At 51.6% G+C, this 13,429-nt stretch carries 9 protein-coding genes; all 9 read right to left on the reverse strand.

All coding sequences use genetic code 11. The features are described from left to right. Positions 1 to 9: 9 nt before the first annotated feature. Genes tssM through GW590_RS02285 form a run of 9 tightly spaced genes read right to left on the reverse strand, consistent with a single transcriptional unit; the run spans position 10 to position 13,389 of the window. Positions 10 to 3,489 (reverse strand): type VI secretion system membrane subunit TssM, encoded by a 3,480-nt coding sequence (gene tssM / locus GW590_RS02245; RefSeq protein WP_169401379.1) that lies wholly within the window; start codon positions 3,487 to 3,489, stop codon positions 10 to 12. Positions 3,490 to 3,500: 11 nt separating this feature from the next. Then, positions 3,501 to 4,940 (reverse strand): DotU/TssL family secretion system protein, encoded by a 1,440-nt coding sequence (locus GW590_RS02250; protein ID WP_169401380.1) that lies wholly within the window; start codon positions 4,938 to 4,940, stop codon positions 3,501 to 3,503. Further along, entirely contained in the window at positions 4,937 to 6,289 is a 1,353-nt protein-coding gene (gene tssK / locus GW590_RS02255; RefSeq protein ID WP_169401381.1) for a type VI secretion system baseplate subunit TssK, read from the reverse strand. The genes GW590_RS02250 and tssK overlap by 4 nt, the downstream gene beginning before the upstream one ends. 15 nt (positions 6,290 to 6,304) lie before the next feature. Further along, positions 6,305 to 6,769 (reverse strand): type VI secretion lipoprotein TssJ, encoded by a 465-nt coding sequence (locus tag GW590_RS02260; RefSeq protein WP_169401382.1) that lies wholly within the window; start codon positions 6,767 to 6,769, stop codon positions 6,305 to 6,307. Next, positions 6,762 to 7,127, reverse strand: coding sequence for a PAAR-like domain-containing protein (locus GW590_RS02265; protein WP_169401383.1), 366 nt, complete (start codon positions 7,125 to 7,127; stop codon positions 6,762 to 6,764). The genes GW590_RS02260 and GW590_RS02265 overlap by 8 nt, the downstream gene beginning before the upstream one ends. Before the next feature lie 4 nt (positions 7,128 to 7,131). Then, a complete protein-coding gene (locus GW590_RS02270; RefSeq protein ID WP_169401384.1) occupies positions 7,132 to 7,728 on the reverse strand; it encodes a DUF3540 domain-containing protein in 597 nt (198 codons plus the stop codon). Then, positions 7,721 to 8,872: a pentapeptide repeat-containing protein gene (locus GW590_RS02275; RefSeq protein ID WP_169401385.1), complete on the reverse strand. Its 1,152-nt coding sequence runs from the start codon at positions 8,870 to 8,872 to the stop codon at positions 7,721 to 7,723. Before GW590_RS02275 ends, GW590_RS02270 begins: the two co-directional genes overlap by 8 nt. Before the next feature lie 3 nt (positions 8,873 to 8,875). Then, the gene (locus GW590_RS02280) at positions 8,876 to 11,116 is read right to left on the reverse strand and encodes a DUF2169 family type VI secretion system accessory protein (RefSeq protein ID WP_169401386.1); all 2,241 of its coding nucleotides are present in this window, start codon (positions 11,114 to 11,116) and stop codon (positions 8,876 to 8,878) included. Continuing rightward, positions 11,116 to 13,389: a type VI secretion system Vgr family protein gene (locus GW590_RS02285; RefSeq protein ID WP_169401387.1), complete on the reverse strand. Its 2,274-nt coding sequence runs from the start codon at positions 13,387 to 13,389 to the stop codon at positions 11,116 to 11,118. The genes GW590_RS02280 and GW590_RS02285 overlap by 1 nt, the downstream gene beginning before the upstream one ends. Between the last annotated feature and the right edge of the window lie 40 nt (positions 13,390 to 13,429).

Genomic DNA, 13,429 nt, shown 5'->3' on the forward strand with positions numbered 1-13,429 from the left:
TCCTTTCTATTATTTAATTGCCGGACAAGAAAACTGACTGAGCGCCGTCGACCATAGCGGGAAGTCTTTCATGGTCGAAAGCAGCTCTACTTTAAACATGCCGCGAATACCCGCGATGGCCATCGAGAGCTCTCGACGATCGCTTGCCTGCATCAACGGATTACTCTTGTCGTATAAATGAAACAATGCCCAGGGACCGTTGAAACTGGCAGTTTGAATTTTGCCGTTGACATCTTTAAAGGATAAACGCACATAGGCACCACCATTCTTGCCGGGCCAGCGAATATTCACCGGCTGCGAACTCCCGTGGCTATAGCGAATAATTTGCCCGTCGATATCCAATACCGCTTCGACAATCTCCGGAGATAACGACAGCGGGCGCAAAAACATTGAGAAGGACAGGTTATCGCTGCCGGCAGTGAAAAACGTATCGCTGATCAGTGAGGCTTGCTGAAAAGCCTGCAAAGTACCGCTGCTCAGCAGGCTGTGCCGACTGTCTTTTACCCGCCAGTTGCCTGAATGGGTATCCACATAAGGCTCGAGGTTCTGTATAAAATAACGTCTTATGCTGCCCGATGGCGCAAACATGCGGGAGAAATCATCAATACCGATCTCCTTTTTGGCATTTCGCACAAAGGGATAGCGCCCTGCTACCTTATTACGGCAGAGATCGGCGGCAAAGCTGGCGGCCCCCTTATTGAGGTTGTTACGGCTAATTTGCAGGCTCTTGCTATCACCGACATCGAGCAAATCCTGCATCACACTGCGTACTGGTTCAGGCTGGCGAGCGGCAGACATGCGCAGGCGATTAATGGCACTGTTTTGCGGGATCACCTCTCCCGCGCGCAGCGAAAAAGCCAGGGAAGATAACTGGTTATAAAGCTCCTCAAAGCTTCTGGCCAAAGGATCGCTGTTGCCGCCCACCGATTGCATCAACTGTTGACCAAGGCGACGCAGCACCTCAAAGCGCTGCTCCAGCGCTTTCTCCGGGGTGATGCGAAAACGGCTGCGCTCACCGGAAATTTCTCCAACCACATCACGGCGTACATTTTCCAACGCACTCTTTTTACGGCCAAACCAACTCGACACATTATTCTGTTGACTGCCATCCAGGCTGGTCTGCCGGGTGGCGAAGCGGATCAAATTGGCCAGGGGAGAAGAAGGATCGGAAAATTGCCGTGCCAACTGGGCGGCATCATCCAGGCTGCCCACCGGTCTGACGCGAATGTCTTTCAGGAAAGCGTCCCAGCTATCGGCATACTCCTGTAGATAGAGTTTTCTCACTTCATCCGCCAATTTTTGCTCGGAAGTCAGCATATCGCTGACTTTGCTGCGATCTTCGTCCTTCAGCACCCAGGCTTCTTCATTGATCATCGCCTTGACGGCGCTGTCCAACTGCGCACGGAAAACATCGTGATAACTGGCCAGGGTATAAAAGGCAGGTACCGCAATATCGGAAACCGTTGCCGTGCTTTTACGCCGCAGCATCAGCGAAACATTGGCTCCCGCCGCCGTAGCCAGGGTGATGTTTTCAATGGAGCTGCTCGCTGCCCGGGCTTGCAACGCGCGCACCACACGAACATGCATCGGAATATTCATTGCCTTGACGCGGGCCAGACGCACCAGATCCGCGCTAAGGCTGGTGACCGGTGCCATGCTTTGCAGACTGCCACTAAACATCTCGCGTAAATGAAGGGCAAACAGCCGCTTGTCGGCGGGAGAATAGCCCTGAGGCACAAAGCTGGACCAGCGCTTCATAAACCAGTTAACCAGCGCATCCGCCGAGCGGTGCTCAGCTTTGCCCAGCATCAGATAGACCTTCAGGGTGTTATAAACGTCCGCGTCACCGGCGCTGATATCTCGCCCCAGCTCACTGGTGATATAACGCTCTATCGCGGGCCAGAAAAACTTGAATAAGTGACGATGATAGGTCTGCTCTGCTGCGCGATTAATTAACCGGTGTTCGAGATAGGGATTACTGAGCGGGGTGACATTATTAGACAGTTGCGCCGTCATATACCCCAATTGCTCATAGGCCGAAACCACATCGTCACTTAGCTGATTGGTGGTCGGAATTTCCCGCACAATACGTTTGGTCTCGTCAAAGCGGGCGGTAATATAGGCAATGTACTCTTCCTCCCAGAAATATTGAACCGCCAGCAGTTTGCCGACAAAAGCCAAGAGTGCCAGGGTAAAGCCATAGCGTAACGCCCGACCAATGCGCTCGCGGGCGGGTAATTTATGTGAATCAATCACGCCGCGCTCGGCAATGGCATTATCCAGCAACGGGGCATAAATCTGCCCGATGGCTTTGGATTGCCAGTCGCCGATCGGCGAAAGGGAGTTGAAACCCGCATGCTGAATGGCGGTGGTACTGCCAAGCCAGATCTGCTGCAAACGTCCGCAGTAGTAACCGGCTGATTGCACAAATACCTGTTCCAGAAAATTAAACAACGGCTTGTGCAAGGCACCTGTTGCCTCGGTAAAAAACAGCAATTGTCGCCGCACGTCGGCTCGCGGTTCGGCTTGCAGCCTCTGTTGTATATAATCACTGATGTGCATGGAGAGCCGAACAAAGGCCTCTTCAGCCGCCGCGAAATCCAACTGCCCGTAGGCGTTTTTTACCAGTTGGATACCCAGTCCCTGCTCCAGGATCTCCTCACTGGCCACCGACAGGAATGCAGCCCCGCCCGGCAAAGTATCCAACTGATTAATGGCCAGATAGACGGCGATATCCTGGTGAAAATGGTCGGCAATTTCCAGCATCCGTACCCGTAAGGTATCGGCCAGCGACTTGCGCTCGGTTAATGACGCCTGCATTAGCCAGCGGCCATCCAGGCAGAGGATAATGCCATCGATACCCGGTTTGCGGCGGTAACGGCGGATCAGAGTAAAGAGCTTCTTTTGCGCCCGACAGGACTCCTCACTCTGACCATGCAACTGTGCCCACTCGCCTGCCGTATCGATATATACCGCGCGATCGGTCAACCACCAGTTACAGTCCAGCGTTGGGCCAACGTCAGAAATTTGCGTAAAACCATATTGTTCGGACAACAAAAAGCGTTTACCGCTTTCATTAATTAACGAGGTTTTTCCGCTGCCCGTCGGTCCGAGCACCAGAAACCACGGCAGATCGTTGATATAGCCCTTACGCCAGCGGTAGCGAATCCGCTGCCACCCAGAAGAGCGGCTGGCAATACCCACGGCTTTCAGGGTCTTGATGGCATCAAAAAAGCGCGCAGTGACGCGATCGCGTAAGTGTCGCCGACGGTGCTCCAACTGCGGCGCCCGTGCATGACGAAATAGCCAGCCAAGGATTGCGGCCACCATTGGCCACAACGCCCACACTAATATCAGTGTGATAATGACGCCTCGGACCCATACCGCGCGCAATGGCACATAGAAACCAATAGAAACCAGCGGGCCGATCCACCAGACAATGGCAGATAAAATCAGGGCAATAATAATGATCAGACTCTGACGCAACATAAAATCTTCCTTTAGCCAGCAACCGCAGCGGACTTAAACCAGGAAGGGGCCGATGACACCGATGTATTGGTCTCTCTCTGCGCACGCTCCCCAATTTTCCATAAAATATCAACACGACGATTTTTACGCCGTCCTTCCTCGCTGGCATTATCGGCCAGCGGTTCACTTTCGCCCTTGCCGATGGCTTTGATATCGCGGTTGTATTTACTGTTGACCAGTGTCCCCTCGCGCAGTCTGGCCGCCACCGTCTCCGCTCTGGCCTGCGACAACCGCAGATTGCTGTTTGCCTGACTGTTTTTAAAGGGTTGTGCGTCAGTGTGACCAATCACTTCCAGATCTCCCGGCCAGCTGGCCAGCGCTTCCCCCAGGCGTTCGATATTGCGTTTATTGACAAACTCCGCTGACAAGGTGGATTTGCCGGTGGCAAAGGCACCGTCGGAGGTAAAGAGTAATAACCAGCCGCGCGGATCTTCCCGCACCTCCAGCCAGCCTTCGCTTAAAATCTGCGGTAACGGCTGAGGCAAGGTCTCCATAATGTCTATTTTGCGCGGAACAGGGGGTTCCCAGGCGAGGATCGCATTGCGAATCCCCCGTGATTTATCATGCAGATACACCGAAGCGGTACCATAAGCCAGCAAACAGACAACAGTCCCCACCGCCAATAACCGCAGCGGCGAGATCTTTCTGCGCCTGGGCCGGGCAATCTCGGGGATCACCCGGGTAAGTTCCGGCATGCCATCTGCACCATAGAGTTGCTGATTAATCCGCACCAGCAGATCCATCAGCAACACATCGCCCCGCTCCATCACCCGATATTTGCCTTTGAAACCCAGTGAGAGGATCAGATGGTACAGCCCAATAAAATGGCTGAATTTCGCGGGATCCTGCAGATAGTGATGCAGATCGTCAAAGCAGCGCTCCCCGCCCCAGGCGTCCTGGAAAAACTCCACCAACAGGCTGGGACCCGAAGCCTGCGGAGTGCCGGCCTCGGTCATACAGAAATCACTGTAAGTACACAGCAGATAGGCCAGCTTGCGCACATCGTCAGGCAAGGTTTGTTGCATTAACAAACGTTGTTGAAAGTTTTGGATTTCGCGTACCAGCTGGCTACGCACGGCAACTGCATCCGCCCCGGCCTCCTTTGCCTGTTCCAGCAGCAATAACACTGGCATCGCCGCGGCAATACAGGAGTTGGCCCACTGACCACAGACATTGCCAATTTTTATCCTGCCAGACGTCCCAGCCTTGGCCGAAATAGTCGGGTTGGCGGGCGGCAGAGAAGCGAGCATTTCCGGCGGCGTACTTTCAGTTGCCTGCCCTGCGGCCATTGATCCACCCAACGCCGCACCGGCCACCGCTTTTATTACCGGGGTGACCGCCATCTGCGGATATTTTTGCAACGCATGTTGAGCGGATGGAAAAGGCGTCTGCGGGCGAGACCATGAGTTCATCTTGTCCTCCCGCTACGCAAGCCCCAGCCGTCAAAACGCAGTCCCGGGAAGTCTCCGACTACGCTTAGGGCAATGGCCGCACCAGACAGGGTTTCACGATACAGCGGGTCAGCGGTATCCACTTCAAAATAGAGGCTGTCAGGATAATAAGGCAGATGACGGGGTGCTGCCGCCATATTGAGGATGCGTAAACCAGGAAGTTGTAAATCAATAAGTTGACTGATTTTCTCCACCGGTCCCAACTTGACCTGAGCGGGGAAATAACTGCGCAGCAAATCGACGGGCATATCGGCACTGACCGCAAAGACCAGTTTCTCCAGACGCAGCTGCGGATCGTTTTGACACACATAGATATTGTCCCCGCGATCGGCAAAGGGCAGCGCCACCGCCGGTGATTCAATCACTAATGACAAGGCGCGGCGCAGCGCGGCAAATAGTTGAAAGAAACCGCTGTCCGCCTGGCTATGAACATAGGTCAACTCACCGCGATCGCGGATCGCTTCGCTGCCGGGAATAAAGCAGAGACGGCCTAACAAACCAAGTAAAAACTGATACAGAGTTTCCGGATGCACCAGCGGGCGGCTTAACAAATGCGCCAGGCGCAGGTGATATTCCCCCAGCGTTTGCAACAGCATAATTTCCAGCATTTCGGAGAAACCGCCCCCTGCGTGGTGAACATCCGGGAGATAGACGGCATTTAGCCGCTGGGAAATCAGTCCCTGCAGTTCCTGGGTGGCGCTGATGATCCAGCCCGCCGCGCGGCAGTCGAGCATTGGCGGTAAAAAATGGCTATTGAGCGAAATACGGCCATCAGGCATTCTCTCGCCCAATTTCGCCACCGGTATTACCGTTTCGGCCCGGCTGGTGGCCTCCTGCGCGCACAGACGCAGTTGCAGATTGCCCAACTGCACCGGGACCTTTCTCGGCAGACTTTCCACGGTCTGCACGCGATTACGATCGGCAATTTCTGCGGTAATGACCTTATAGCGACTTGCGCCCTGCCCGGTAAAATCAATCCAGTTATTTCCAGGCATATCCATTAATACCGCCAGACAGAGGGTTTTATGCTGATAGCTGGCGTCAAGGTCAATGGGCAACGGCAAGGGGTCGCGATCCGGCATGGCAAACTGCGTGCCGTCAGGAAACACACCAGCCGCATGTTTCAGGGCGAATTTGCCTTGTTCGAGCAGCCCTTCATCGATCTCCAGTTTGCTTACCCCCCAGTGATAAGCGCCAAGGGTATTGATCCGCGAATGGAAGAGACTTTCCATAAAACGCTCTTGCTGTTGAAAATGCTGTGGCTCCATCAACATCCCTTCAACCCAGGCGACCCGTTGAGTTGGCAACATAATTATCCCTATTATTTATCTGATAGCCGAAAGCGAAGAAAAATCAGCGTTAATTTCCATATTAAAATTTGTATTCGGTTCCACTCTTCTTTCAATTAATGAAAGTTCTCCCACTCCTGCTTGAAACTCTGCGCCAACCACCAGCCATCTCTCTTGTGGCCCGGTTATTGACGACCGGTAGGTCAGGTGCCTATTAGGCAGCAAAATATAAACCTGGTATTTCAATACCTCTTTGCCAAGCCCGGCATCGTCACATATTCGTCCGGCATACAGCCCGGGAGGATCCCAGCCCGCCCGTGACGTTTCAAAAATACAGACTCTTAACGGCTGCGCTTTTACCCCATTGCCGGGATTAACATTCGATCCGGCGGTAATATTGACCGTAACAACTGGGTTTCTCGGCCGGTCAGTGGATATTTGACAGCCACCCAGCAGCCCAAAAAGTAACGCAGCACAAATCGCAATAACGATATTACGCATTGATAAAATATTTTAATTGGCTCGGCGAAGCTTGTACGCAAACCATATTACCGCTATTGGTCATACTCATATCCCCCATCCTGGTTGCCGGATTGCCTTGAATAAAGTATTTTGCCGAGCCCTGCATTGGCGTCATAGCGCCACAATAGGTTCCTGATGCCACCCCGAGCAGCCCCCCGCTATCTATTGTTGCCACGCGCAGAGTCGCCATATTTTGTTCGTTGCCTCCACAGCAATAGTAATTGCTGATATTGGGGATACCGGCATCGTTGGGCGCAATATTGGTACCCGGTATCGGGATCATCGGATCGCAGGCCACAAAACTCATGCCACCTGCTCGGGTATTTGCCGCTGTCATCGTTTTACCCCATATGTATTTGACTGCCATCCACCTTAAGTACGGTGGCACCTTTTACCGAGGCTAACCGCCCCTTGATAATCAATGTCTGCGCGGCCTGATGATGAATATTTTCTGCCTGCAGATTATCCGTATGCTTTATTTGGCGATGAGCATGATCGGCGCGGACAAACAGCCGACGTGAAACCTGTTCCATACGTTCCGCCAGCCAGCGCGAGGTGGCAGCAAGCAGGCTGATATTTTCTGCCTGTAAAGTGATCCCCTCCTTGCCCTGTAGGCTGATATTGGGCGCAACCAAATGCAAATCATGCTCCTGGCTATTGATAACCCTGGGCCCGGCACTTGTTCTCGCCAGAATATCGGTGATAATCAGCGTCTGACGATCAAAAACCGCCCTGACGCGATCCCCCTCCTGTGGACTAATCAGACAGCTCACCGCCGTTTTCAGCGCGTGATCGGGCCAGGGGAATAAATAAAAATTTCCGGCCGCATCTATTTTGACATCCGCGATCACCGGGCTGCCAGCAGGTAAAGTTGTTGAGGCATCAAGGTAGCGACGTCGGGTTGCCGACGAACAGGTACTGATCACTTCTTCAGACATAACGACTCACTCCTGAGGGTAAGGCAGCAAATAACGGATTCTCGCGGGCTCCCGGCTGATGCCGGGCATACCAGCGATCAATGGTTCGCAATATTTTGTCTTGGTCCTGCGGCGCTATGGCCGAGAGTTGATCCTTGCCAGCATAGGTACGGATTTGCTGCATTTTGATGGCATTTAACTGGCAATGCCTGACGGTTGCTTCGCACATTTGTGCGTAAGAAAAGTCAGCCATACTCAGATTACAATGATCAAATATTGAACCAATCAAACGCGAGCGATTAAATAATGTCTGTTGCAAATTGCAATCAGTAAAATTTACCCTCTCTGCTTGCGCCGCACTAAAATCAGCCTGCGGACACTGGCAATTTGTTAGCCGCGCCTCGGTGAAGATGCCAGACAGCAATACGGTTTTTGCCAGCTCACATTCAATAAGTTCTGAACGATGAAAACTGCACAGGTTTAATACCAACGCCGACAAATTTACCTGATCAAGCCGACAGTTATGCCAGACATAATTATCACCGCCAATTTTATGATAACTCACAGCCTGCAGGCGGGTGTTGCCCATGACCTGCCGCCTAATATCAACGCGCTGCCATTGGCAGTTTTCCAGATGGCAGTCATACCAGTTGGCATCATAAAAACTACCGCCGCGCATTTCACACTCGGTTAAATGCACGCTATTTGCCATCCATTGCGACAGCGTGACCGCAGCAAATTGTAATTTATGAATATCTACATTATGCATTAACATACCTTCGACGCGGCAATTGTCCCATAATACCTGGGTGAGGTCTGTTTGTTGCCAACATATCTCAGCCAGTTGCGTTACCGCACAAGTAAGATTTTCTATTTTACAGTTATAAAAACGGATATCTTCGAGACGACAATTGGTTAACTTTATATTTTTAAAGGTACAGCGCTCAAAGCTTATTTTTGACAAATCCATTTTATCAAAACTAAAATCAATAAAATCACATTCAATAAAATGATAATTAAACCTCTTACCATTGCAAATATACCTATTATGATAAAGCTGTTTTTCTCTATGCTGTTGGCAACCTGTGTTTTCAAAAGGCGCTATATTAGATAAAAAAGCAGGTTCATGCTGAATATTACTTACTGAATCGGCATTTGTCATCATTAACTATTCCATTATTGCTGCAAATACTTTATTGCGCGGCCACCAGTTTGACTTCTCCAATAAACAGCTCACAAAGCGGCTATTGCTGTTTCCGCTAATCCGCGCAAAATGGCAGGAAATTAAATTGCATTGTATAAACTGACAATCATCAATGGTCGCCTGGTAAAAACTCCCTTGTTGTAAACTGCTTTTCTCAACTCTGGCCTGACTGAGATCGCTATTGTTGAATTTGGCCATCGCCATATCGCAGGCATAAATTTTGGCATGACGCAACGAGGCATAATCAAAGTTGCACTCCATCACTGAGCAATAGATAAGTTCTGCCTGGTTCAGTGTTGCCCCGCGCAACCCCACTTTATTTAACAGGCACTGTTCAATTTTAATGCCGCTAAAGTCGGTGTGATCTGACAAGGTCAAACAGTCAAGTTTACAATCCGTAAATGCCACGCCGCTCCACTGTCCCTGCAACAACGAGCTTTTTTCCAATACCGAACGGGCAAAAGTGGTCTTTTGTAGTTGGCAGGCATCAAAGGTACAGGCGTTGATGGCGGTGGCAGAACAACGCCATAAATGAAAGGATACCGCGCTAAATATCGTGTGGGTGAAATGACTCTGGGTAAACTGACAATCAACAATCTGCGCCTGGTCCAGCACGCTATCCTTCCATTCCATCGCCAGACAATTGCCGGCAGAAAAATGGGTTTGATGCCACTTAACCGCCTCGAATAAGCTGCTGTTAAAGACAAATTGTTGCACACAGCCGCCGGTGACCGCGCAGTGGCGCAAGGTTGAATGCGCGATTTCGACCTGTTGCCACTGGCAGTTTTCAAATTGGCAATAATCAAAGCAACAATGGTCAAATGCCACGGCGGAAAACACACAGTCGGTAAACAGGCACTGTTTGAAATGCCGCCCATGGATATGCTCTTTCTCAATATGTTGTCTGATAAACACCTTGCCGCTGATCTCATTTTCCATGCCGCTCGCCAGGATGGCAGGCAAGCCCTCCTGGCGGCCCTGAGTGAGCGCTTGCCAGTTGATGGGCGCAGGTTTTTCAACGTTCTTTTCGGCATCGCGACGCTGTTGGTGCTCTGTAATAGACTGCCTGATCTGCTGATAGTAAAGCCGGTGATTGTTTTTCACCCCAGGCCGGTAAGCGCTGGAAGTCGGGTGATCCTCCGCCGAATCAATAACGTTCATGCCCATCCCCTGCGGCATAAGGTCGGGATCGTAGAGAAACTCAAAATCGGCGCAGTCTGGGGCGGTCCGTTTGGCGTAAACCCCGCTAAAATGCCGGGCGTCTCGCGGCTGTTGGGAACCATCGAGGGCAATCATCAATGCTGACAGCGGCTCGGCAAGCAAGTGGCTTAAGGGTAGGGCTCCGGTAAACACCATAAGCCCGAGATCGGCATCAGGTAATAGCCATAGCGTTTTCTTCTGCAAGGCAATGGGCTGCAGTGTCCCGGGATGCTGTCGATCCACGCCAAAAGCGTGCGCGACAACCTGGGGAAACATCCCCTGGATCACCTGGTTATCGGCGCGAAAGCCGCGTAGCTCGAAAGGCACCTTGTCTGGCCATGCCGGCTGGCTGTACCACTGGGCCGGAGCGGCTGCCTGAAAATACTCCGGGTTCAAAGCCTCTGGATAACCGGGAAAGGTGGTTTGCAAATATTGCCCGTCAGCCATTTCCGGGGCGACTTGATCCAGCCAGCGTTTACGGATGGCAAAGTCATAAGGGATCGGCGTCGGGGCCGCCAAAGGGGCATGGACCTGCGCACTGCCCGTCTGGCCGAGATCCATCAACAAAGGCGACCGCCCGTCCTGATATCCTTGCCCCAACGGATTGTCGACACAGCGGGCGCCGCCATAACTCTGCCGGTGATCGAGAGCCATAGTCACAAAAGGTTCCACCTGTACCGCGCTGGCAGGCGCCGCACCTTCCAGACGCCACTGGCGCTTAATCCCGGCCACATTTACGCTGGCATGCAGGCTGGTCACCGCTTTACCAATCCCGGCATGTCCGGCAAGCAGATATTCGGCAAAGGGTTTTGGCTCGGCAGCATCGAGTATGGGCAGAGAGAGTGGCGCACTTTGCCAGGCATGCCAGATTTCCGGCTCACAGGCAAAGTGCTGTTCATCGGATAAATAAAAACCGGCCACCACGCTCAAACCGAGATAGCTTTGCTCACCAAGCTGGTAAGCCCCTTTAAGCAGAATAAGTTGCTGAGGTTTGATAATGCGCATCAGTTTTTACATTCCATACCGGCGTTTTTTATTTCACAGCCGACATTGGTAATCAATCGGCCTACCGTCGAAACACGACCGCCGGTGGTCACCACATGAGCGCCAATATTCTCCACCAGTACGCCGAGATTATTCACCACCGCACCGTGGGTATTTACCGTACTGCCAGACTGCGTACTATTGACGCCAATCACCTGGGCGTTAGTGCCAATCACCTGGCTGGCAGCGGCAATCACCGTATTTTGATTGCCGATTAACGCGTTGCTATTAAGGGTAAATAACGATTCCTCGCCGGTAAAAGAAGTTCTCACACCGGTAAAGGCATTACTTACGCCAATCAGATCGTTGCTCACCCCGATAGCGCCATTGTGCATGCCGGTAAGATGATTACGCAGTCCGGTAAAGGCGCTATCTGCGGCGGTAAAATGCTTTCTGATACCGGTAAAAGCCGCCTCGGCACCGGTAAACGAGGTTTTCAGACCGGTGGAATTGGTATTAACGCCGGTAATCGAGGTTTCAATCCCGGTGGCCAGGTTTTTTATGCCGGTAATATTGGTCGCAATACCGTAAGTATCAGTGGCGATACCGGTCAGCCCGGTATGTATTTCGGTGGAGGTAATTTCATAATTAAACACACAGCGATAAGTGTTAACCACAGTGTCATAACGATTATTGGCTACCATTAAATACATATTATGTTCAACGGTAGTGTGGTAATCCCGCTCGGCATGGATTTTTACCCGTTCCTGACCACAGGCATCATCGAGGGTGATCTCATTATGTTTGGTGTGCGGACTATGATTAAGGGAACGGGAAACAATCCCGGAAAGATGACTCTGTTGCGGTAAATTATAGGGCGGCGGATTATCACCATTATAAACAATGCCGGTCACCATGGGCCGATCAAGGTTACCATCGACATAAGTGATCAGGACTTCCTGCCCGACCCGCGGCATTGCCACCACGCCCCATCCTTTGCCGGCCCAGGCCTGAGCAACCCGTACCCAGCAAGAACAGTGCTCTTGGTCACTATTGAAACGGTCCCAGTGAAAATGCACCCGGATACGGGCGTGGCAATCGGTATGCACTTCGGCAAGCGGTGCGCCCACCACGGTGGCACTTTGCAGACCCGGCACCGCCGGTTTAGGGGTTCTCACCTGCGGGCGAAAGGCAATATCCTGATTAACCACCCTCAGTTGGCCATGAATAATTTCATCATGACAGCTTGCCGCAGTGGAACTGTCGGAGGTGGCTCTGCGGAAATGGAACCAGGAGGCCACCACTTTAAAATCACGGTTTAGATCGTCATTAATATGGCCGTATAAGGTAAAGGCGAAACCCGGTCTAAGACTAAAATTATCGGTCTGCACCTCAATCAATTGCGCCTGGCTTTGCATCATTTCCAGACGCAGACGCGCAATGGACTCCCCTCTGGCGGTATCCTTATAGCCTGCCGCATAGTCGTACCACGCCAGCGGCACGCCAGGCAGACCTTTGTCCGTCTCTTCAACCTGGCTCTGCAAATCATTACGGGGGTGCAAATAGTCAAAATCGCGCAACACAATCTCATTGGGGCGTATTTTTATTGAGCGCGAAATTTGCTGCACCCCGCCGCGAGATAAAACCGGGAGGTCGCCATCGCTAAGATAAGGAATAAGGTAATGATGGGGATCAACCCGGAAATTTTGCCGATCGCTGATCACCAGCGTTTGCTGACAATTTTCATGCAGGAAGTAATACCAGATACCTTCGTCTTCCAGTAAGCGATGTATAAAACAGAGATCTGTCTCGGCAAACTGCACGCAATACTCACGCAGCGGCGGCAGTTGTGAAACCTCAAATCTGAAGGCGGCACAGCCATAAGCGGCAAAGACTTTTTCAATAATCGCCAGCGCATTGACCTCCTGGAATATGCGGCTGTTTCTGTTTTTTTGCAGAAACCACAGCCAGGAGCTCAGTTCCAGTTTATAAACGCTGTTGTTATGGCGAAATCCCTCATCAGCACAGCCAACGATATAAAGCTCATAATAATTGCGCGTTTTGCATTCAGCCTGTGGGAAAACCGGCGCGCTTGGGTCACAAGGATTGGGGGCCCAGTTAATCTGCACCGCGATCTTTTGCCCTAATAGTTCATCAAGATGAGTGATAGGGCATGGCGTCTCAAAATAGAGATCGTATTGCGGCACTTCTGACAGTGATTCCTGGGTTTTAAATTCGTAGGCGTAAGCACATCTCGCCTCTAAACTTGCGTTGCTGATTTTAATATCTAACATAGCCACCTCAAAACCTATTAATATTCAATCAATAACATTG

This window comes from Rouxiella aceris, assembly GCF_012933545.1.
GTDB classification, from domain to species: domain Bacteria; phylum Pseudomonadota; class Gammaproteobacteria; order Enterobacterales; family Enterobacteriaceae; genus Rouxiella; species Rouxiella aceris.

What these genes read in the sequence shown, in the direction of transcription:
- tssM (WP_169401379.1), bottom strand. Translation starts at nt 3,489, where the DNA reads ATGTTGCGTCAGAGTCTGATCATTATTATTGCCCTGATTTTATCTGCC.
- GW590_RS02250 (WP_169401380.1), bottom strand. Translation starts at nt 4,940, where the DNA reads ATGAACTCATGGTCTCGCCCGCAGACGCCTTTTCCATCCGCTCAACAT.
- tssK (WP_169401381.1), bottom strand. Translation starts at nt 6,289, where the DNA reads ATGTTGCCAACTCAACGGGTCGCCTGGGTTGAAGGGATGTTGATGGAG.
- GW590_RS02260 (WP_169401382.1), bottom strand. Translation starts at nt 6,769, where the DNA reads ATGCGTAATATCGTTATTGCGATTTGTGCTGCGTTACTTTTTGGGCTG.
- GW590_RS02265 (WP_169401383.1), bottom strand. Translation starts at nt 7,127, where the DNA reads ATGACAGCGGCAAATACCCGAGCAGGTGGCATGAGTTTTGTGGCCTGC.
- GW590_RS02270 (WP_169401384.1), bottom strand. Translation starts at nt 7,728, where the DNA reads ATGTCTGAAGAAGTGATCAGTACCTGTTCGTCGGCAACCCGACGTCGC.
- GW590_RS02275 (WP_169401385.1), bottom strand. Translation starts at nt 8,872, where the DNA reads ATGATGACAAATGCCGATTCAGTAAGTAATATTCAGCATGAACCTGCT.
- GW590_RS02280 (WP_169401386.1), bottom strand. Translation starts at nt 11,116, where the DNA reads ATGCGCATTATCAAACCTCAGCAACTTATTCTGCTTAAAGGGGCTTAC.
- GW590_RS02285 (WP_169401387.1), bottom strand. Translation starts at nt 13,389, where the DNA reads ATGTTAGATATTAAAATCAGCAACGCAAGTTTAGAGGCGAGATGTGCT.